This is a genomic window from Quyinboa sediminis (assembly GCF_042219855.1).
Taxonomy (GTDB): domain Bacteria; phylum Bacteroidota; class Bacteroidia; order Bacteroidales; family UBA5342; genus JBHJHP01.
Map to the genome: position 1 here is coordinate 479,439 of NZ_JBHJHP010000001.1, position 20,977 is coordinate 500,415.

Below are 20,977 nucleotides of genomic sequence, written 5' to 3' on the forward strand. Positions count from 1 at the left end.
GGGTTTCTAGTCTCTTTTTTAAATGAATCAATGAACTTGTACGGACTTCCCCTTTTTATTTCGTAGAGCAGCGAAGAAAAAGAGAGGGGTCAATTTGATGTAAGCGCGCTATTCGTCCTGAGCTGGGGTAAGTCATTTATACAAGAGCCCATAATTGCGGCCTTGATACGATTTCATTTCATCCAAAGATTTTAACCCCGGCCTTCATTTACATTTCTACTATAACCCAGGGTGGCACTCGCTTCGCTCACTTACCCTGGGCTATAGTAATATCACCCCTTCGGGGTTTCTAGTCTCTTTTAAATGAATAAATGATCTTGTACGAACTACCCCTCTTTATTTCGTAGAGCAGCGAAGAAAAAGAGAGGGGTCAATTTGATGTAAGCGGGCTATTCGTCCAGACCGGGGTGAGTCATTTTTGTATAATCAAGAACCAAGAACCAGGAGCCAGGACATAAGATCTGTCATTAGCTCAGAATCGGGGTGGGTTTGATTACATAACTTCCTTTTTTGTTTAAGACCTGTTAAACAGCTTTATGGCTTATTAACGAACATTTCTGTTTCCATAAGGTTTAACAAACTGTGGACTTTGGTTGATATTGAACACGGATTTACATATAGCTTATTGGCTGTAAAACTAGCCTAAACAAAAAATCATTTCAGATACGAAACACATATCAGAACTTACACTTGTCCGGCAACTGCAGGATAAAGATAAATCAGCATTGGAATATATATACGACCATTACGGTGCGGCTTTGTACGGAACCATACTGTCGGTGGTGCACAGCGAACATCTGGCCAGTGAGGTTTTACACGATGCTTTTCTTAAAATATGGAGTAGCATAGAGATGTATGACCCGAAACGCGGAAAATTATTCACCTGGATGATAAATATAGCGCGAAATCTGGCCATTGATAAAACGCGTTCCAAAGAAATTAAGCAGGAAAAGAAAACCGAAACGGTGCAGGATAACGTACATATTATAGATGGTGCTGCATCGGCCAGGGTACCGGTGGATCATATCGGTGTAAAGGATATCGTGAAGGAATTAAAAGATGATTACAGGTTCATCGTTGAACTGTTATATTTTAAAGGGTACACACAAGCAGAGATTTCTAAGGAATATAATATACCTTTGGGTACTGTAAAGACCCGGACACGGGCAGCATTGCTGGAATTAAGAAGGATTTTGGAGTGAACATTCAGGAATACATAGCAACAGGTATACTTGAAGCTTTCGTCCTGGATCAGTTATCTGAACCGGAACGGGATGAGGTGCTTAAAATGGCACAGGCTTATCCTGAAGTTCGGGCGGAAATTGACCGGATAGAAGAGGGACAGCTGCGTCTGGCAGAACGGATGGCTGTTGTTCCTCCGGCAAGACTGAAAACTGCAATCCTGGATGATATTGTTCCTGAAAGCACATCAAATTTACGTGTTGATCCGGTTATGCCTGGAATCAAACCGTTTCCTCACCGCTACTTTTCCATTTCTTCCGGCGTGGCAGCTGCCATTGCCATTTTGTTCAGCATCTACTTCTATGTGCAGTGGCATCGGGCAGAGGCACAGTACCGGGATTTGCTGGCGCAGAACATGCACATGGCTGAACAGATAGAGTTGACCCGGGAACAGTTGCAGACATCCGGGAAGCAGCTTAAATTCCTTTCTCAGCCCGGTGTGGAAACCATTGAAATGAAAGGGCTGGATATTTCACCACAATCTGTGGCACATGTATACTGGAACCGCAAAACGCACCAGGTCAGGCTGAAGAGTGGAAATCTGCCTGAACCAACTGCCGGGAAACAATACCAGCTTTGGGCTATTGTAGAGGGGCAACCTGTGGATGCCGGAGTTATCGATGGGGCCGAATCACTGAATACATATCAATCCATGAAAAATATTGAAGGGGCTACAGCTTTTGCGGTCACCCTTGAACCCCTTGGTGGCAGTAAAACACCAACCCTTAACCAGATGTATGTGATGGGCAAAACCGCCCCTGAAATATAAAAAATTGCATTTTAAAAATCCAGACATCATTCTGCTTCGTAAGTCTTATAAAGCAGCGGCAATAAGCCGCCTTTTTAAGATGTAGAAATTATTAACCCTTAAAAATAAGTAGGATGAAGACTTTTAAAGTATTAAACCGACGCATATTGAGCATGGCGGTGGTCGCCGTGTTTGCCCTGACTGCCTGTAACAAGGATAAAGATTCGGGTGGTGATATGAATTCAGGTATCCTGAATGTGAGCGATCAGATGATCTCGCAGAATACAGTTAACGTGAGTTCTGTAACCTTTGATCAGGATGGATGGATTGTAATTCATGCCGATGACGGCGGAAGTCCAAAGGTTCCCGGTATTATCTCTGAACCGGTGATGGTAACCAGTGGCACACACAGTAATATTAAAGTTCCTCTGGTTGAAGGAACAGAACTGAATGACGGAGATAAGGTGTGGGTAATGCTGCATAATGATACCGGAACCAGTGGCGACTATGAATTTGACGGTACGGATCAGAGCGATGATCAACCCGTTAAAAACGACATGGGGGATATTGTGATGAAGGCAATAACCGTTTCGTCTCCTTCCGTTTCGGTTAGCAATCAGCCTGTATCGTCCAATATGGTGATGATTGATAATGTGGATGCTGCCGTGGATGGCTGGCTGGTGATCCATAATGACGATGGTGATGGCAATATTACGCTACCCGGCATCATTGGTAAAGCCTGGGTGACAGAAGGGATGAATTCCAATGTGATGGTTCAGCTGGACAGCATGGTACAGATTAGCCCGGGTCAGAAATTGTTCGCGATGTTACATGTGGATGATCCCGCCAACAATGAATACGAATTTCCGGAAAACGGAGATGCACCGGAAGTATTTGGTTATAACGGAACAGAAGCCAATATCATTGTGAAGAGTTTTGAGGTGGAAGATCTGACCGGATCACTCGATGTGAGTAACCAGATGGTTTCACAGAACCTGGTTATGGTCTCATCCATAACCATGAACGCCGATGGTTGGGTGGTGGTGCATAAAAGTACGGCAGACGGCAATGTGCCGATAGTACCGGATATCATTTCTGAACCGGTTCATCTTAATGCCGGAACCACCGATAATGTGCTGATACCGGTTAAAGCAGGTACCGATCTTAAAGATGGTGAGTCCGTGTATGTGATGCTGCATAACGATAATGGTTCAGTTGGAACCTATGAGTTTGACGGTATTTCAGGATTTGACGGACCAATTGCAATGGATGGCAGTATTGTGATGAAAAAGATTAAGCTGATTGCACCTTCCATAACGGTTAGTGATCAGCCGGTAACAAATAATAAGGTGACTATTGATAAGGTCGTTTTGGCAACTGACGGATGGCTTGTTGTGCACAACGATGATGGCACCGGAAACATCACCTTACCTGGTATTCTCGGAAAAATATACCTGACAAAAGGTGAGCACTCAGATGTTACAGTCGATCTGTATGACCAGGAGACCTATATACCCGGACAGAAACTGTTTCCTATGATTCATGTTGACAGTCCGGCCAACCAGATTTATGATTTCCCGGATGACGGTGATAATCCTGAAGTCTTCGGATTTGATGCGAACAACGATCCGGCTGTTGTAGTCACATCGTTTATGGTTCAATAATATAATTCTGATTTGATTTTTAAGATTGAAAAGCGGCTTTATGTGATAGAGTCGCTTTTTTTTATGAAGTATTTAAGTAAACCGTGAGTTGTGAAACGTGAATCGTGAAACGTGAGCCGTTGGTCGTAAGTCGTGAATCGTGAATCGTTAGTCGTTAATCGTGAATCGTAATTCGTCTTTCGTAATTCGTAATTACTGTTGTCCTGTTAATAAATGAGATTGCTTCGCTTCGCTCGCAATGACGCTGGATGCAAATTGTTTTTTCAATTGCAGGGTTAGTTTAGCAAACAAAGTTATATATGGTATTATCAAAATTATAAATCACTAATAATGGCGTTATTGCGATAAATGACGCAGGAATGGAGAAGCAATCTCTCTTGTATTTGAAATTTCCTCCGACAATAATGATTCATAATTAATAATCATTGTTGTACGGTTAAAAAAACCGATATTAATTAAAGATTCTTCGCTTCATTTTATTGCGCTCAGAATGACAGTTTCTTAGGTTCATATGGGGCTGGAGGATGGGTTGGTTTGCGAATCCGTAGCAAACCAACCCATCCTCCAGCCCAACAGCCAGCAACTGCCTGTAATTCCGAGTGAAGCGAGGAATCTCTAAGGCTTTTACCGTACAACAATGAATAATAATTACAATTTCGTATATATTCCACGTCCATCTGCGATCACGGTAGCTATCGGGAAACGCGGAGAAAAAGAGAGGGATCATAATGATGAGATCGGGCTATTATTGTGAGCTGGGGTGAGTCATGTTTAGAACCAAGAGCCAAGGACCAAGACACAAGATTATTGTACGTCCCTTTCCTAATTCGTAATTCTTAATTCGTAATTCCTAATTAAAAATAATTCCGTCCTTGATGGTCAGTACCCTGTCAGATATTTTAGCCATGGCCTGATCGTGGGATACGATGACAAAGGTTTGGTGAAAGTGTTCCCGGAGTTCAAAGATGAGCCTGTGCAGTTCATCGCGGTTTTTTGAATCGAGGTTGCCGGTCGGTTCATCACCAAAAATAATATCCGGATTATTGATCAGTGCCCTGGCCACCGCAACGCGTTGCTTTTCACCTCCGCTAAGTTCAGCCGGTTTATGTGTAGAGCGGTGGGACAGCTTTAAAAAATCCATCAGTTCTTTAGCCCGGTCTTCTGCTTCTTTTCTCGTTTTTTTGGCAATCAGAGCCGGAATAATGATGTTTTCAAGTGCCGTGAATTCAGGCAACAGCTGGTGAAACTGGAAAATAAATCCCACCCTGGTATTTCTGAAGTGGGCCAGCTGATCCGGTTTCAGTTTATGGATATTTACATTATCAAAAAATACCTGTCCCTGTGTTGGTTTATCAAGAGAGCCCAGAATCTGGAGCAAGGTTGTTTTTCCAGCACCGCTTGCACCCACAACAGATACCACTTCACTTTTATTGATGGTGAGATTAATCCCTTTGAGTACGTCAACATTACCAAAACTTTTATGGATATCAATGGCTTTAAGCATCTGGTTTGGGTTCTTTGGTTTTTGGGGATTCCTGATTTATTGTTGTCTTTTTATCGGTATTCAGTTCATCGCGGAATTCCCTGATTTTATCGGTCAGACTCTGCTTTTCAGTTTCTATATCGTCACGTAATTCCCGTGTTTCCTCATTAAATTCCCGCTTTATGTCTTCAGTTGCTTTTCTGAATTCGCGCATCCCTTTACCGAACATACGGGCAAACTCAGGAATCTTATCCGCACCAAAAAGGATAAGAATAGCCAGAATCACAATGATGAGTTCACCACCGGAAGGGAAGGAGAGAAGTATGTATGATATTGATCCCATCGTATTATCATCCACCGTGAATTGACACGGTATTTCATTTTCAGGCTCAAATATACAAAGTTTTAGTCCAAACCAACATTGGCTCTGAACCGAAAATTGTTAATGATTGCGAACAAACGGAGGAATTCAGTGTAAAATAACCCACCCTGACTTCTGGTTAACATATAAACTGCCATGCCTATCCCGACATTACAGTCAGGACATGGAATTTACTATATACAAACAATTCACCTGGATTTATACGTAGAGTCCGTCCCTCTTTGTCACGAAATAAAATGGAGTGAGAGAGGGGAATCCTGAGACGGACGATGCGGAGTTACAATCGGGGGTGAGTCAAAAAATGGCTTTAATTCCGTCGCCAGGCACAAAAAAAGAGGCTCCCGCCGGAAGCCTCTTTTTCATATTTATCTTGAAAAACTTATTTCTTTTTCTTTTTGGTAGCCTGCTGTGTATCGTATGCAATCGGAGTTGCCACATAAAGTGAAGAGTAAGTACCCACAACAACACCAATCATCAGTGCAAATACAAAACCTCTGATCACTTCACCACCGAAAATAAAGATGGTCAACAGTACCACGAATGTACTTAATGATGTACTTAATGTACGGCTCAGTGTAGAGTTTAAGGCCTCGTTGATCACATCCTCACGTTTCCGTTTCGGGAATTCCGTGATGCGTTCCCTGATACGGTCGAATACAACTACCGTGTCGTTAATGGAGTAACCGATCACTGTCAGGATGGCCGCAATAAAGGCCTGGTCTATCTCGAGTGAGAACGGCAGATAGCCATACAGGAGCGAGAACAAACCGAGTGTAATCATCGAGTCATGCGCCAAAGCAGCAACAGCACCAAATGAGAACTGCCAGTTTTTAAACCTGATCAGGATATAGAGGAAGATGATTACCAGCGAGAACAGGATAGCCCACACGGCATCTTTCTTGATATCATCCGCAATAGTCGGACCCACTTTCTGCGATGAACGGATATCGTCTTCCACAAACTGTTCAAATGTGGTTCCTTCGGCTAAGTACGGTTTCAACGCCTTATAGAATTTATCTTCAATGATGTTATCCAGTTCAGGATCGTCATTATCAATCTGGTAGTTTGTACCGATTTTAACCTGGTTTTCTTCACCGTAGGTTTTTACATCCATCAGTTCACCTTCGAATTCGCCTTTAATGGCATCCTGGATTTCCACGGTGCTCACCGGTTTTGCAAATTCAATGACATATGTACGTCCACCTGTAAAATCGATACCCTGATCCAGTCCCCTGGTAATAAGCGAAACTATACTGGCAACGATAAGTGCACCGGAAATGAAGTAGGCAATCTTACGTTTGTTAATGAACTGAATGTGTGCATTAGCAAACAGATTACGTGTGATTTTAGTATCGAATTTCAGTGGTGATTCTTTCTTCAGCAGTTGTTCAAATATCAGACGTGACATGAATACTGCAGTGAAGAAGGAAGTCACAATACCAATCATTAATGTGGTAGCGAAACCTTTGATAGGACCTGTACCGAACGTATAAAGTACAACACCGGTAAGGAATGTGGTTACGTTGGCATCGATGATGGCAGAAATGGCATTTCTGTAACCCTCAGCAACAGCTTTTTTAATCGCTTTACCGGATTTTATCTCCTCTCGAATTCGTTCATAAATCAGTACGTTGGCATCCACCGAAGTACCAATGGTAAGTACAATACCCGCAATACCCGGCAGAGTAAGAACAGCACCAAACGATGCGAGAACACCCATGATAAAGAACAGGTTGGCAATCAACGCAAGGTCAGCAATAAGACCGGCTTTTACACCATAATAGAAGATCATGTACAGCAGTACGATAATAAATGCCACAATAAAGGACATCAGACCATCGGTAATTGCTTCATGTCCCAGAGAAGGACCAACAACGTTTTCGTTAATGATATGTGCCGGAGCAGGCATTCTACCTGACTTCAGAACGTTTGCAAGGTCTTTTGCCTCTTCAAAAGACTCCATTCCTGTAATCTGCGTACGACCACCTTTGATTTCCTCGATCACGTTCGGGAATGAACGGACATAGTTATCCAGAACGATGGCGATGCTTTTACCAACGTTTTCTTTGGTGATACGGGCCCAAACTTTGGCTCCGTCAGTTGTCATGGTCAGATCAACCTCTGCACTGGCTTTATTCTGTCCGAAATCAGCACGGGCATCAGCAATTGCATCACCATCAAGAACGGGTCTGCCATCGCGGTTTGTTACCTTAATTGCAATCAGCTGATAGTACTGTCCGCCTTCATCCATCGGATTGGCAGTCCAGAGCAGTTTAAGGTTGCGCGGAAGAATTTCCTTAACCTTTGCCAGGTTCAGATATCTGTCAACCTGTGCGGTATCTGCATAACGTGCAATACCAACAACCGGACCATTTCTTAACTGACCCTGTTGATTGGTGTTGGGCTGTAATACAGCAAACAAAGGGTAATTCTTACGGATAGAAGCTTCTGTCTGGATTTCTGTAGAATCCTTGGCTTCAGTATCACCCTGGATAAGGTCGCTGAATTCATCAGAAGTCTGATCTTTGGATTCTGTTGCCTCTGTCGTTGTTTCTGTTTCAGCAGAAGTGGCTTCTTTTTCCTGTCGTGCAGCGTTATCTTCGTTAATTTCTTTGATGATATTATTGGCTTCCAGCATATACTGGTAAACCTGCGAGTTGTCGAATGTTTCCCAGAATTCCAGGTTTGCCGTTCCCTGTAAAAGTTTACGAACCCTTTCACGGTCTTTCACACCGGGAAGCTCAATCAGGATACGGCCGGAAGATTCAAGACCTAAGCGCTGTATATTTGGCTGAGCCACACCGAATTTATCGATACGGGTGCGTAATACGTTAAATGAGTTGTCGATGGCGCTACGGGCTTCAGCTCTGATAACATCCAATACCTGCTGATTAGTGGAATTGTAAGATATTTTATCCTTAAGTTCCATGGTATTGAATATAGCAGCCAGACGGGCTCCCGGATCAATCTCTTCGAATGATTCACCAAAAAGAGTAATAAAATCTTTCTGACTGTTGGTTAACTTGTCTTTAGCCATAGCGATGGCTTTGTTAAAGGTCGGATCCTGACTGTAATTTGAAAGTGCTCTTACAATATCAGGAACAGAAACTTCAAGTATGACGTTCATACCACCTTTAAGGTCAAGACCAAGGTTAATCTCCAGCTCTTTACATTCCTTGTAATTATAGTCGACGAGACCGATATTAAAAACAGTTACATTTGACATAGAATCAAGGTAATGTAACTCTTTGAGCGGATCGCCATTTGCATATTCCTTAGCTTTTTTCTCTACATTGGCAGCTATAAATGTGAATGATAACTGATATATACTCACTAAAGCTAAAAGAATTGCGAAAAGTCTTACAAATCCTTTGTTTTGCATTTGGTTAAATTTTACTATTTCTAAGTACTTTGAATTTTGACGTGCAAATATAATTGTTCTTTTTTAAAAACCTATGCTGACAAAAAGATTAATCCCTTTTATTACGGATGCTATACAACATTTGGCCAATTAGAATCAAGAATCAGGATAAAGGAATCAAGACATAAAACATATGACATAAATTGTAAGACGTAAGCACGATTCATGTTTTGCCATCTCACCGTTTACGTTTTACGACTCGCGATTAAGGTCTTGCATTAACGAATGATGCACATTTTTACTTGTACACTGAGCCTGCTAAGGTGTCGTAATTAATTTGCGAAACTCTGCGTTTTTCCTCTGCGCTAATCCGCGGGAAACAGATGAAAAGAATTAGATCTATATTCCGGGAACATTACCTGCAGTCCGCTGAACATAATTCGTAATTCCACATTCGTAATTCGTAATTAATTTAGGTTTCATCGCTGCCCCTCGGTCCCCTAAAGGGGAGGGCCTGCGCTGATTTGATTGTCGCAGTATGGTGGGTGTTCGGTGGTGACTCGTAATTAATCTGTGAAACTCTGCGTTTTTCCACTGCGTTAATCCGCGGGAAACAGATGATAAAACTTAGATTCATATTCCGGGAACATTACCTGCAGTCCGCTGAACATAATTCGTAATTCCACATTCGAAATTCGTAATTAAATATATGGTTACTTCGATACATCCCGATAATCATCGGTACACTCAGTAACCGTGCAGGTTGTGGCAGAGAGAGAATAAATTCGTAATTGAATTAAGTTCCATCGCTGCCCCTCGGTCCCCTAAAGGGGAGGGCCTGCGCTGATTTGATTATCGAAGTATCGTGAGTGATCGGTGGTGACTCTTAATAAATATGCGAAAATCTGCGTTTTTCCACTACGTTAATCCGCGGGAAATAGATGATAAAACTTAGATCTATATTCCGAAAACAGTACCTGCAGTCCGCTGAACATAATTCCAAATTTCACATTCGTAATTCGTAATTGAATATATGGTTACTTCGATACATCCCGATTAGCATCGGTACACTCAGTAACCGTGCAGGTTGTGGCAGAGAGAGAATAAATTCGTAATTCCACATACGTAATTCGTAATTAATTTAAGTTCCATCGCTGCCCCTCGGTCCCCTAAAAGGTGAGGGCCTGCGCTGATTTGATTATCGCAGTATCGTGGGTGTTCGGTGGTGACTCGTAATAAATTTGTGAAAGTCTGCGTTTTTCCTCTGCGCTAATCCGCGGGAAACAGATGATAAGACTTAGATTCATATTCTGAGAACATTACCTGCAGTCCGCTGAACATAATTCCTAATTCCACATTCGTAATTCGTAATTAATTTAAGTTCCATCGCTGCCCCTCGGTCCCCTAAAAGGGGAGGACCTGCGCTGATTTGATTATCGCAGTATCGTGGGTGTTCGGTAATGACTCGTAATTAATCTGCGAAAATCTGCGTTTTTCCTCTACGCTAATCCGCGGGAAACAGATGAAAAGACTTAGATTCATATTCCGGGAACATTACCTGCAGTCCGCTGAACATAATTCGTAATTCCACATTCGTAATTCGTAATTGAATATATGGTTACTTCGATACATCCCGATTAGCATCGGTACACTCAGTAACCGGGCAGGTTGTTGCAGAGAGAGAATAAATTCGTAATTCCAAATTCGTAATTGAATTAAGTTCCATCGCTGCCCCTCGGTCCCCTAAAGGGGAGGACCTGCGCTGATTTGGTTGTCGCAGTATGGTGGGTGTTCGGTGGTGACTCGTAGTTAATTTGCGAAACTCTGCGTTTTTCCTCTGCGTTAATCCGCGGGAAATAGATGATAAGACTTAGATTCATATTCTGAGAACATTACCTGCAGTCCGCTGAACATAATTCGTAATTCCACATTCGTAATTCGTAATTAATTTAGGTTTCATCGCTGCCCCTCGGTCCCCTAAAGGGGAGGGCCTGCGCTGATTTGATTGTCGCAGTATGGTGGGTGTTCGGTGGTGACTCGTAATTAATCTGTGAAACTCTGCGTTTTTCCACTGCGTTAATCCGCGGGAAACAGATGATAAAACTTAGATTCATATTCCGGGAACATTACCTGCAGTCCGTTGAACATAATTCCTAATTCCACATTCGTAATTCGTAATTAATTTAAGTTCCATCGCTGCCCCTCGGTCCCCTAAAGGGGAGGGCCTGCGCTGATTTGATTATCGAAGTATCCTGGGTGTTCGGTGGTGACTCGTAATTAATCTGCAAAACTCTGCGTTTTTCCTCTGCGCTAATCCGCGGGAAACAGATGAAAAGAATTAGATCTATATTCCGAAAACATTACCTGCAGTCCGCTGAACATAATTCGTAATTCCACATTCGTAATTCGTAATTGACTATAGATTTTTCTACTCTTTTCTCATTAATGCTTTTGTGGAAAGCAGGCCACAGGCAGCATAAATGTCCTGTCCCCGGGATGCACGAATTGTCGTCAGAATACCATTTTTATTCAATGCATCCTTAAAAGTCTGTATTTTGTGATCAGGTGACCCCGTAAGCGGAGTACCCGGAATAGGATGGAAGCGGATCAGGTTAATTCTGCAGCGTAATCCACTCAGTAAACGCGTCAGTTCTTTTACATGCGCCGGTGTGTCATTAACACCATTAAACATGATATATTCAAATGAGACACGGCGTTGCCGGCCAAAATCGAAGGACTTAATTTCATTCAGAACCTCTTGCAGCGGATATACGTTCTGTATGGGCATTAATTCCCTGCGTTCTTCATCGAACGGCGTGTGCATACTCACAGCAAGATGGCATTCGCTTTTGTCAAGAAAGGTTTTAAGTCCCGGAACAAGTCCGATGGTAGAGACGGTTATTCGCCTGGGACTCATGGCAAAACCCCAGTCTGAAGTCAGAATTTCAAGGCTTTTCAGTACCTCATCCAGGTTGTCAAGGGGTTCACCCATGCCCATATAGACTATATTACTGATATTCTGCCATTCAGATATGCTTTTCAACTGGTTCAGGATATCACCGGCAGTCAGATTACCCTGAAAACCTTGTTTCCCCGTCATGCAGAAGAGGCATCCCATTTTACATCCAACCTGTGATGACACACAAACCGTCACGCGGTCTTCATCAGGAATCATGGCTGTTTCTATGAATTTTTTGTCTATGGTGGGGAAGAGGTATTTTTTTGTGCCATCAGTACTTTCCTGTACGTTATGGTATGGTGTTAATCCAAATTCAAATTTTGTTTTCAGCTGTTCCCTGGCAGATTTTGAAAGATTTGACATGTCATCCATATCACTGATCTCTTTTTTGTAGAGCCAGTCCGCAATCTGTTTAGCCGTAAATGCTGGTAGTCCCAATCCGGCAACAATGCTTTTCAGTTCATCCAGTGTTTTCCCAAATAGTTTATCCATATCTCCTTAAAAATAAATTTCGGAGGCGATATTCCTGAATTCCACCCCTTTCTCAATCAGAATATCCCGCACATCCACAACCATTTCGGGGCTGCCACAAAGGTAATATTTTATATTCATTGGCAGATTTTGTGCTTCTTTCAACCATTGTGTAATTCTACCCTGGTAAGAACCGCTTACTTCTTCACGGGTTATACAGGGGACGAAGCGATTTCCAAGTTTGTCATGTAAAAATGAGCCGAAATAGGTTTCATCTCCTGTTCCTGCGCCATAAAGAAGTTTAACAGGTTGTGTAATGCCTGATTCCAGCATGGATATAAAAGGTGCTATACCGGTTCCCGAAGCAATCCAGAATCCACTTTCTGTTCCATGAACAAATGAACCAAGTGGCTCTGACATATGCAGTATGTCGTTAGTTTTCAGAGCTGAGAGTCGTGGTGTAAGGGTGCCGTTATTAACTACCTTGTAAAGAATTCCGATGTAATTCCGGTTCAGGCCGGAACATACAGAGTAAAGGCGGGGTGGGATATCATCAGATACAGTTACAGCAACCGACTGTCCGGGTTTGAAATCAAAAATCCGTTCTGTTTTCAGAAGAAAGGCTTGTTGCGATAACTGTATCTGCTCCAGTATTTTTACCTTTTTTAAATCCATTCTAATCTATTATGACCTCAATTTGTATAACAACCGGAATAACAGTAGCTGGAATAACAGGTTTAAGTCAATTAAATTTCGTCGTCCCAAACAGGAGCCCAGATAATTTCAGATAAGAGGTCTTCCTCAAACCAGAAACTTACAGCTACATCATCAAAACTGACCAGTTTTTGTTTCAGACCTTCATCATCGGTGATGTCTTCAGAAACCATATCACCCAGTTCCAGTTTTTTGACTTTCTGCATCACACTATCGTAGGAAAGGCCAATGAGTTTCAGACCTTCAAATGCATAATCCACGGAACTTACAGCTATGGTAACCAGGATCCATCCGGTCATCTCATCAAAAGACAAAGAGAGCTCTTGTTCGTCGTAATGCCATGTTTCGGTCAGGTTATCATCTTCCTCATCGTCGGTATATTTTTCAATTTCATCCGGGTCACCAAGAATATCCCTGACCTCGTCCATTGACATACCAAAGCGTAAATCTCCCAGTCCCTGACCAATAATAATGTTTTGAATGTTTTGCATGATGTTGCGTTTTAAAATTTATATAAATTTCGTTATTCCGGCGAAAACAGGAAATGATATGTACAGGTATTTATAAACAATTCGTCAAACCTTTTTTCTTGTTTTTTGAGATGAATAATGTCCATCTTTTATTTGGTGGTTAATGTAATTCTATCCGGATAAATCGTGATTTTTTTCTCCTTGTAAAGGCGTCCAATGGCCATTTTGAAAGCCTTTTTACTGCAATGAAACAATTGCTGAATTTCTTCGGGTGAACTTTTATCCGATATTTGCAAAGTCCCACCATTTATTTCCAGGGCTTCGATAATTTGCCCGGATAAACCTTCTGTTTTTGCAAACCCAGACTTTGTGAGCATACAGTCTATTTTTTCATCCTCGCGAATTTTCTGAATATATCCTTTCATAATTTCACCCGATTCAAGGTGCTGAAATACCTGGTTCCGGTAGAGCAGCCCGGAATGTTGCTGGTTGATAATAACCTTGTAGCCAAAATCGGTTTCCATCCAAACCATCAGGTCAACTTCCTGTCCTTCCTCATACTCAGCAGGAATGTTGTCAAGGTATTTTTCAATTTTTGTTGAACCGAAAATCCGTTGTGTCGTGAAGTCATATTCTACAGCTATCAGAACGTCCTGCCCTTTTTTAAGCTTTGTTTTCTGTTCTCTGAACGGAATAAGCAGATCTTTCATCAGCCCCCAGTCTGCAAAAGCCCCAATATTGTTGGCATCAACAATTTTCATCCGGGCGATCTGTCCAACCATTGCCAGTGGTTTTTCTGTTGTTGCAATCAGACGGTCCTCTGAATCGTTATATATAAACAGTTCAAGCGAATCGCCCGGATTAAGATTGTCCGGTTCATACCGTTTGGGAAGAAGAATTTCTCCAAAACTTTCGCCATCGAAATAAGCCCCGAAATCCACTTGTTTTACACAGGTCAGATTATTTAATTTCCCTATCTGGATCATACTGTTTTTCTTTCTGTTGCAAAAATAGATGTTATAATTCAGTTGCCCGGTATATTTTTTAATTCATTTAACATAAGGGGGTAAACTTTAAGATTAAACATGGTGTTTAATTTTAAATCTGATGATTATGAATGACAGGAGAGAGAAGTTGAAGAAAATCATCAAAAGATTTGGTGTCGCCGGATTGGTATTTCTCGTCATTAAGGGTGTGGTTCTTATCGTCTTCGGAGGAACAATTACACGCTTTATCATCGAGCTGGTCCATAGAGTATAAGCGTTCAGGATAGTACCTCACGGTACAATCTCAGCAATTCAGTTTCTTCCTTTTCCCAGCATAACTCTTTGGATGCAGATTTAAGGTTCTCTTTCCATTTTTCTAACTGCATAGTATCATTTAACATTCTGTTAATTTGTTGAGCCAGCATTTCCGGTTCGCGGCTTTTAAGCGTTTCCCCGACGTTGTATGTTTTTACGATGTTTTGCATCTCAGGAAAATCGCTTACAAGAACCGGTACTCCCGCCTGGATGTAATCCATGAGTTTATTGGGCAACGCATAAAAGTAGTTCAGCCCGAGGTTTTCTTCTATGGATATTCCAAGATCAGCCAGTTGCGTATAGACGCTTAGTTTTTTCGGGTCCATCTTTCCTTTAAATATTACCTTTTCAGCCACATTGGAATTCTGAACCATAATTCTTAGCTCCCGCATCATATAACCGTCACCTACGATAACAAAAACAGCATTATCAATGAACGGCAAAGCGGCTATCATATCTTCAATGCCTCTGCCCATGTTAACAGATCCCTGGTACAGAATCATTTTTTCTTCACCATGCGGTTTGCTATCCTTCAATTCCAGTCGGTACGGCACGTTCCTTATGACTTTAAAACCTGAGTTATAAAAATCTTTCAGGGAATTGCAAACCGTATATTTATATCTGATTTTTGGGATATAGGTTTTTTCTATCCATTGCCAGACTTTCTGAACACGGGGCCGATGAATAACCTCCGGTACTTCCGACATAATCTCATGACTGTCAAAAACCAACTTGCTGCCTTTTAGTTTTGCCGCATAATAACAGGGGAGAAGTGTATCGGCATCGTTAGATACAATAATGTCAGAACGACAAATCAATAGTCTGAAAAACAGCCTTATATTAAAGGTTGCGTAAAAAGCAACCCCACTTTTTAACAGCATACGGATGCGTCTTACCCTGAATGGATAGTCAGGATTCGATTTCCTTAGTTTTCTGCAGATTACTGTCACATTACCAAGATGCTCATGTAAAGAGCCGGCAATTTTTTGTATTCTCTGATCTGTATTGAGATCCGAAATGACAGCGATGATTATTTGAGGCTGTTTATTTTTCAATGGTATTTGAACTTACTTCTCTTCGTTAAAGATAATAAAACAAAAAACCCCGGCAAGCACCGGGGTTTATTTAATGTTTTTATGTTCTATAAAAGATTGTCAAGTTTCTGTACCAGAATATTTTTAGGTACTGCACCTACCTGTTTGTCGGCAACTTCACCACCTTTAAAGAATAGAACGGTAGGTATGTTTCTGATGCCGTATTTGGAACAAACCTCCGGATTTTCATCAACATTAAGTTTTGCAACTACGGCTTTGCCATCATATTCAGATGACATATCTTCCACAATAGGACCAATCATTCTACAAGGTCCGCACCATTCTGCCCAGAAATCAATAAGGGCCGGTTTGTCTGAATTAAGTATCAGTTCTTCAAAATTACTGTCAGTTACTTCAATAGCCATGATATATTATTTTATAATTTTAATTCTTTTGCAGACAACAAAAATACGTCTACCTGTTTTTTTAATGAGGTAATTACACCTGTGTTTTTAAACAAAATATCAACTTATTTCGATCCTTAAATATAATGTAATTTTTATCCTTTTACTGATTATTATTGTTAAACGTTGTTATAACAGCCTAACACTGTTTTGGTTTACCATTGGCATCCCAATTTTTTTTCAAATCGCAACCCGGACAGGTATCACAGGGCGATGATGGTTTTTGAAGAACCCTGACCAGCCGTCTTGCAATGATCACAACGGTTATCAATCCTATTATGGATACAATTATTTCCTGCATATTAAAACAATAAATTTCCTACCCCGTTAATAATGAACGCAAGGAGATAGGCCAGTACTGACGTGTAACCCAGTGTAAACATAGCCCATTTCCAACTTCCCGTTTCAGCTTTAATGGATGACAATGTGGCCAGACAGGGGAAATATATCAGTACAAATACAACAAGGGCTAAGGCACTGATTTTGTTCAGTCCGGGTGATAATTCACCATTTATCATAATGGGTTTACTCAGCTTTTCCGATAATTTTCCAACTTCCACATCTTCCTGTTGATACAGCACTGATATGGTGCTGACAATGATCTCTTTAGCCGGAATGCCACACAGTAAGCTCACCCCTACTTTCCAGTTGAAACCCAATGGACGAATCGCCGGTTCGATAAAACGGCCTACCTTACCCAGATAGGAATGTGCCTGCAAATCAGCGTTCATCTTAAGTTGGGTGGCCTGTATAGAATCCTGCTTTACAGTTTGTGACAGATTACTTTCAGAAATATGTGCAATTTTTGCTTCATAGGAACTGATCATCTCGTTATTATGAGGAAAATAGCCCAACATCCAGATGGCGATAGACGCAATTAAAACGACGCCGGCGATTTTCTTCACATACTGTTCCCCGCGTTTCCACATATGAATTCCTGTTGTACGAATTGAAGGAAGCCGGTATGGTGGCAGTTCCATCACAAAAGGAGCAGTACTTTTTTTAATAATTGTTTTCTTAAATACACGGGCAAAAATGATGGCCAGAATTATACCCAGCACATAAATACTTAAAAGTAACAATCCCGCATGTTCGGGGAAAAAACTGCCGATGATAAGGATATAAACGGGAAGTCGTGCACTGCATGACATAAGGGGGATCAGCAAAATGGTTAACAGGCGGTTTTTGCTGTCTTCAATGGTTCTGGTAGCCATTACGGCAGGGACATTACATCCGAATCCCATGATAAGGGGAATGAATGATTTGCCGTGCAGACCTATTTTATGCATCAGGCGATCCATTATAAATGCTGCTCTGGCCATGTATCCGCTGTCTTCCATAAAGGATATAAAGAAATAGAGGATGAGTATATTGGGCAGAAAGACCAGCACGGCACCAACACCTCCAAGAATACCATCGATCAGCAGATCATGCAGTGGACCATCATTCATCAGGTGGTCCAGTGTTCCCTGGAGCCATACAATGCCACTGTCAAGCCAGTTCATCGGATACTGCCCCAAAGAGAAGGTTGCTCTGAACATGATGTATAAAAACAGGAAAAATATAGGAAATCCAAATAGCCTGTGTGTTAGAATGGTATCAATAATCCGCGAAGTATTCAGCGTCTCCATTTCGGGATCAACCTTAACTGTTTCCCTTATGGCTCCGGCTATAAAGGCATATTTTGCTTCGGTAAGAATCGTTTCGCTGTCGTTGTTATAGATGCTTTCCAGGAGTTTAATCTCCTTTTTTGTGACATTTTTAATGGCTACATATTCAGGAAACTGCCTGATGAATTCTTCAGCATCAGCATCTCGTTCAAGCAGTTTAAGCGACAAAAATCGGGGTGAAACCTTATTTGTGATCTCTTTATTCGCGGATAACTCACGCCGAATTTTCCGAATGGCAGATTCTGCATTGTCACCATAGTTGATATGAACATGTCGCACCACGGGGTTTACTTCCTCATACACATCAATTATTTCATCCATGAGTTCGGTAATCCCTCTTCCTTTGGAGGCAACGGTCGGAACAAACGGAATTCCAACCATCTCACCAAGGGCTTTATAATCGAATTCGATTCCCTTTGATCCCATTTCATCAAACATGTTCAGTACACCGACAACGCGTATATCCATGTCTATGAGCTGGGTGGTAAGATACAGGTTACGTTCCAGGTTTGAGGCATCAATGACATTAACCACGATATCCGGTTTCTGATCCAGAATATGATGCCTGACATAACGCTCCTCAGGTGAATACGTTGTCATACTGTATGTTCCGGGAAGATCAACCAGGTTAAATTCATAGCCTTTATATTTCCGTACACCCAGTTTGGCATCAACCGTTACACCACTGAAATTGCCAACATGTTCGTATGAACCTGTTATTTTGTTATAAAGCGTGGTTTTCCCTGAATTGGGATTGCCCACAAATGCAATGTTAATGTGTTTGCGTTTTTCCAGTGCCAAATCACGGAGCTTCTTCTCTTCATATACACCTTCATATCCGTTTTGAAGAAGTTGTTCCCCTTCTTTTACCGATACAACTTCTATATTGGCTGCTTCGCTTCGCCGAAGAGAAACCTGGTAATCCATTATCTGGTATTCAATAGGATCTTTTAGTGGTGCGTTTTTTATTACCTTGACCACCTTGCCCCTAATAAATCCCATTTCAATTATTCGTCTGCGGAATGATCCATGCCCTCTGACCTTGACAATAACTGCCTCCTCATTATTCCGCAATTCGGATAGATTCATATCAAACTAATTTCGAATAATTTTATCCCGTTTTAAGAATTGACATTCAGAAAGAACATACTTGCTAAAGTTAATCCTTGTAAACAGGCGCAAAAAATTGATTTCTAATGTCTTATTTAGTTTAAATCAAAACAAGTGCAAATTTCGTTTTTTTTTCGAAAACCCCAATATAAATGTGCATTAAAGGTGTTAATTATATGAAAAAGGAAAATTAGCCATTTTATTTGTGTATTTTTGTAGAACAAGCAATGGAAAAAAAGATAGAAGATATAATCGCAAACTTTAAAGGAAACTTTCATATCCTGGAGAAAAAGATTGACCTTGAAGAGCAGATGGTATATTTCAACAAGTCAAAGCATTTGAAGAAATTTATGCCAGACAATGTCATGGATATGGCCGAGAGTTTGTGGAATGATGAAGTTCCTGATGAGCAACGCAAGAAGATACTGATATGGCTGGCATCCATGCAGGATGTTAAGGCTTACAGGTTAATCGAGGACTTTTTTTATAAAATTGCAGATGAAAACCTTAAGAACTGGAGTTATCTGGCGTTAATTGAAGCCAGAATGGGATTGGAGAGTGCCCTGTCTGATGAAAAACAGATATTTATTTCAACCGGACTTGGTGGAAAAGGGCAGATGTTACGCTACTTTATTGTTCTTTTCCCTCATGATAAGGAGAAGGGATTTTCTGATTTTGAACGGGATTTTGTCCGGAAGGAATTTGAATTTGTTCTGAATCTGGAAGGTTGTGAGTTTGAACTGCGTGAAACAAAAACATCTTATATCAGCTTTATAGCCTTAATTCCGATAGATATACTGATCAAGGATATTGTGGTGAAAATTTTTAATGCCTGCAATCAGTTTGGCAAATTCATTAGTGATAAATTTATTATCACCAATGTAAAGGAGATGAATGAAAATGAAATATTTGAATTTATTGACAATGGCGATGATGTGGAGGATATAGATGAAATAGATATCAGGTAATAATTAAAACGATATAAAAACAAAACCCCGGAATTTCCGGGGTTTTTTGTTTCTTTTATTTTCCTAAATCGTCAAAATCAACATCCGTTAAACCGGAACTTACTGATAATTCAACTTCTTCTTCGTTAACTGATTCTGAGTTATCAGCATAGCCTTCGGTATCAATTTCAATTTTTCCTTCAACGGCCTCATTTACAAATTCAGTAGATTCCATAAATGCCTCTCTGAATTTGTCAAAATCTTCCTTGTAAAGGAAAATCTTATGTTTTTCGTAGCGAAATTCACCATCAGAAACAAAACGTTTCTTACTTTCGGTGATTGTGAGGTAAAAATCGTCTTTTTTGCGGGTTTTTTTCACATCAAAAAAATATGTACGTTTACCGGCCCTTACGATCTTAGAAAACACTTCATCACGGTCTCTCTTTTCTGATCCTTCCATAATACACTTATTTGATAATTTATGAATTCAAATTTGTTAAAAAAGATTTAACAATTCAAATCTTAAGCCCTTTTTTTTTTGATATAGTGGCAATTATATACTATTTCTAAATAATTATGCAGTGCTTTTTTTAATTTTTTTTAGAAAAGCTTCAGACATGGTTCTTCCACGGAGTTTTGCACGTTCAGCCAGCGGACCTTCATACATTGACGTGACCGTGGCGTTCCAGATTTCCATCCAATTGCCAAAATGATTGTCTGCAAGCATCATTTTAAAATGGACTTCAATTGGTTTCCCGTAATAAGCCATTTCTCTAAGTATAATGGTCTGCCAGAACCTGTAAAGCTTTTCAAGATGTTCATCCCAGTGACCGCTTAGGTATTTTTCAAATATGGGACCTATCAGTGCGTCTTTACGGGCATTTGCATAAAATGTATCCACAAGCTTTTTAATATCCTCAAATGTTTCAATGTCTTTTTTCATTATAGCTCTCGTGT

At 40.9% G+C, this 20,977-nt stretch carries 18 protein-coding genes; 5 read left to right on the forward strand and 13 right to left on the reverse strand.

Features of this window, described 5'->3' with window-relative positions; genetic code table 11:
- Positions 1 to 701 precede the first annotated feature (701 nt).
- The 3 genes from ACE1EF_RS01990 (at position 702) to ACE1EF_RS02000 (ending at position 3,654) form a co-directional block, all read left to right on the forward strand.
- Positions 702 to 1,202, forward strand: coding sequence for an RNA polymerase sigma factor (locus ACE1EF_RS01990; RefSeq protein ID WP_375719578.1), 501 nt, complete (start codon positions 702 to 704; stop codon positions 1,200 to 1,202).
- Entirely contained in the window at positions 1,199 to 2,011 is an 813-nt protein-coding gene (locus ACE1EF_RS01995; RefSeq protein ID WP_375718929.1) for an anti-sigma factor, read from the forward strand. Before ACE1EF_RS01990 ends, ACE1EF_RS01995 begins: the two co-directional genes overlap by 4 nt.
- 113 nt (positions 2,012 to 2,124) lie before the next feature.
- A complete protein-coding gene (locus ACE1EF_RS02000) occupies positions 2,125 to 3,654 on the forward strand; it encodes a DUF7282 domain-containing protein (protein WP_375718930.1) in 1,530 nt (509 codons plus the stop codon).
- Between the two features lie 850 nt (positions 3,655 to 4,504).
- On the opposite strand, the gene ACE1EF_RS02005 is transcribed toward ACE1EF_RS02000, so the two are convergent.
- The 7 genes from ACE1EF_RS02005 to ACE1EF_RS02035 form a co-directional block, all read right to left on the reverse strand.
- Complete coding sequence (locus ACE1EF_RS02005) at positions 4,505 to 5,158, reverse strand: ABC transporter ATP-binding protein (RefSeq protein WP_375718931.1); 654 nt, start codon at positions 5,156 to 5,158, stop codon at positions 4,505 to 4,507.
- Positions 5,151 to 5,480 carry a Sec-independent protein translocase subunit TatA/TatB gene (locus ACE1EF_RS02010; RefSeq protein WP_375718932.1) on the reverse strand — a complete coding sequence of 110 codons (330 nt, stop codon included), beginning with the start codon at positions 5,478 to 5,480 and terminating at the stop codon, positions 5,151 to 5,153. Before ACE1EF_RS02010 ends, ACE1EF_RS02005 begins: the two co-directional genes overlap by 8 nt.
- A 418-nt stretch (positions 5,481 to 5,898) precedes the next feature.
- Positions 5,899 to 8,901 (reverse strand): protein translocase subunit SecDF, encoded by a 3,003-nt coding sequence (gene secDF / locus ACE1EF_RS02015; protein ID WP_375718933.1) that lies wholly within the window; start codon positions 8,899 to 8,901, stop codon positions 5,899 to 5,901.
- Between the two features lie 2,407 nt (positions 8,902 to 11,308).
- Positions 11,309 to 12,331 carry a dual-specificity RNA methyltransferase RlmN gene (gene rlmN / locus ACE1EF_RS02020; RefSeq protein ID WP_375718934.1) on the reverse strand — a complete coding sequence of 341 codons (1,023 nt, stop codon included), beginning with the start codon at positions 12,329 to 12,331 and terminating at the stop codon, positions 11,309 to 11,311.
- Positions 12,332 to 12,337: 6 nt separating this feature from the next.
- Complete coding sequence (locus ACE1EF_RS02025) at positions 12,338 to 12,985, reverse strand: ferredoxin--NADP reductase (protein WP_375718935.1); 648 nt, start codon at positions 12,983 to 12,985, stop codon at positions 12,338 to 12,340.
- Positions 12,986 to 13,056: 71 nt separating this feature from the next.
- Complete coding sequence (locus ACE1EF_RS02030) at positions 13,057 to 13,515, reverse strand: hypothetical protein (RefSeq protein WP_375718936.1); 459 nt, start codon at positions 13,513 to 13,515, stop codon at positions 13,057 to 13,059.
- A gap of 128 nt (positions 13,516 to 13,643) precedes the next feature.
- Positions 13,644 to 14,480 (reverse strand): CvfB family protein, encoded by an 837-nt coding sequence (locus ACE1EF_RS02035; protein ID WP_375718937.1) that lies wholly within the window; start codon positions 14,478 to 14,480, stop codon positions 13,644 to 13,646.
- 127 nt (positions 14,481 to 14,607) lie between these two features.
- On the opposite strand from ACE1EF_RS02035, the gene ACE1EF_RS02040 reads away from it, so the two are divergent.
- On the forward strand, positions 14,608 to 14,754 hold the full coding sequence (locus ACE1EF_RS02040) for a hypothetical protein (RefSeq protein WP_375718938.1): 147 nt from the start codon (positions 14,608 to 14,610) through the stop codon (positions 14,752 to 14,754).
- Positions 14,755 to 14,758: 4 nt separating this feature from the next.
- On the opposite strand, the gene ACE1EF_RS02045 is transcribed toward ACE1EF_RS02040, so the two are convergent.
- The 4 genes from ACE1EF_RS02045 to feoB form a co-directional block, all read right to left on the reverse strand.
- Positions 14,759 to 15,850, reverse strand: coding sequence for a glycosyltransferase family 4 protein (locus tag ACE1EF_RS02045; RefSeq protein ID WP_375718939.1), 1,092 nt, complete (start codon positions 15,848 to 15,850; stop codon positions 14,759 to 14,761).
- 86 nt (positions 15,851 to 15,936) lie between these two features.
- On the reverse strand, positions 15,937 to 16,254 hold the full coding sequence (gene trxA, locus ACE1EF_RS02050; RefSeq protein ID WP_375718940.1) for a thioredoxin: 318 nt from the start codon (positions 16,252 to 16,254) through the stop codon (positions 15,937 to 15,939).
- Positions 16,255 to 16,432: 178 nt separating this feature from the next.
- Positions 16,433 to 16,594 (reverse strand): hypothetical protein, encoded by a 162-nt coding sequence (locus ACE1EF_RS02055; RefSeq protein ID WP_375718941.1) that lies wholly within the window; start codon positions 16,592 to 16,594, stop codon positions 16,433 to 16,435.
- Position 16,595: 1 nt separating this feature from the next.
- Complete coding sequence (gene feoB / locus ACE1EF_RS02060) at positions 16,596 to 19,052, reverse strand: ferrous iron transport protein B (protein WP_375718942.1); 2,457 nt, start codon at positions 19,050 to 19,052, stop codon at positions 16,596 to 16,598.
- A 248-nt stretch (positions 19,053 to 19,300) separates the two neighbouring features.
- Here feoB and ACE1EF_RS02065 point away from each other — a divergent pair, with 248 nt between their 5' ends.
- Positions 19,301 to 20,041 (forward strand): hypothetical protein, encoded by a 741-nt coding sequence (locus ACE1EF_RS02065; protein WP_375718943.1) that lies wholly within the window; start codon positions 19,301 to 19,303, stop codon positions 20,039 to 20,041.
- Between the two features lie 55 nt (positions 20,042 to 20,096).
- On the opposite strand, the gene ACE1EF_RS02070 is transcribed toward ACE1EF_RS02065, so the two are convergent.
- Both ACE1EF_RS02070 and ACE1EF_RS02075 read right to left on the reverse strand, forming a co-directional pair.
- On the reverse strand, positions 20,097 to 20,480 hold the full coding sequence (locus ACE1EF_RS02070; RefSeq protein WP_375718944.1) for a DUF3276 family protein: 384 nt from the start codon (positions 20,478 to 20,480) through the stop codon (positions 20,097 to 20,099).
- A gap of 114 nt (positions 20,481 to 20,594) precedes the next feature.
- Positions 20,595 to 20,963: a group III truncated hemoglobin gene (locus tag ACE1EF_RS02075; protein WP_375718945.1), complete on the reverse strand. Its 369-nt coding sequence runs from the start codon at positions 20,961 to 20,963 to the stop codon at positions 20,595 to 20,597.
- Positions 20,964 to 20,977 lie beyond the last annotated feature (14 nt).

Excerpts from the sequence above, each read along its gene's own strand:
- ACE1EF_RS02025 (WP_375718935.1), bottom strand. The coding sequence starts at position 12,985 with ATGGATTTAAAAAAGGTAAAAATACTGGAGCAGATACAGTTATCGCAA.
- ACE1EF_RS02000 (WP_375718930.1), top strand. The coding sequence starts at position 2,125 with ATGAAGACTTTTAAAGTATTAAACCGACGCATATTGAGCATGGCGGTG.
- ACE1EF_RS02055 (WP_375718941.1), bottom strand. The coding sequence starts at position 16,594 with ATGCAGGAAATAATTGTATCCATAATAGGATTGATAACCGTTGTGATC.
- ACE1EF_RS02010 (WP_375718932.1), bottom strand. The coding sequence starts at position 5,480 with ATGGGATCAATATCATACATACTTCTCTCCTTCCCTTCCGGTGGTGAA.
- ACE1EF_RS02075 (WP_375718945.1), bottom strand. The coding sequence starts at position 20,963 with ATGAAAAAAGACATTGAAACATTTGAGGATATTAAAAAGCTTGTGGAT.
- secDF (WP_375718933.1), bottom strand. The coding sequence starts at position 8,901 with ATGCAAAACAAAGGATTTGTAAGACTTTTCGCAATTCTTTTAGCTTTA.
- rlmN (WP_375718934.1), bottom strand. The coding sequence starts at position 12,331 with ATGGATAAACTATTTGGGAAAACACTGGATGAACTGAAAAGCATTGTT.
- trxA (WP_375718940.1), bottom strand. The coding sequence starts at position 16,254 with ATGGCTATTGAAGTAACTGACAGTAATTTTGAAGAACTGATACTTAAT.
- ACE1EF_RS02040 (WP_375718938.1), top strand. The coding sequence starts at position 14,608 with ATGAATGACAGGAGAGAGAAGTTGAAGAAAATCATCAAAAGATTTGGT.
- ACE1EF_RS02005 (WP_375718931.1), bottom strand. The coding sequence starts at position 5,158 with ATGCTTAAAGCCATTGATATCCATAAAAGTTTTGGTAATGTTGACGTA.
- ACE1EF_RS02070 (WP_375718944.1), bottom strand. The coding sequence starts at position 20,480 with ATGGAAGGATCAGAAAAGAGAGACCGTGATGAAGTGTTTTCTAAGATC.
- feoB (WP_375718942.1), bottom strand. The coding sequence starts at position 19,052 with ATGAATCTATCCGAATTGCGGAATAATGAGGAGGCAGTTATTGTCAAG.
- ACE1EF_RS02035 (WP_375718937.1), bottom strand. The coding sequence starts at position 14,480 with ATGATCCAGATAGGGAAATTAAATAATCTGACCTGTGTAAAACAAGTG.
- ACE1EF_RS02065 (WP_375718943.1), top strand. The coding sequence starts at position 19,301 with ATGGAAAAAAAGATAGAAGATATAATCGCAAACTTTAAAGGAAACTTT.
- ACE1EF_RS02030 (WP_375718936.1), bottom strand. The coding sequence starts at position 13,515 with ATGCAAAACATTCAAAACATTATTATTGGTCAGGGACTGGGAGATTTA.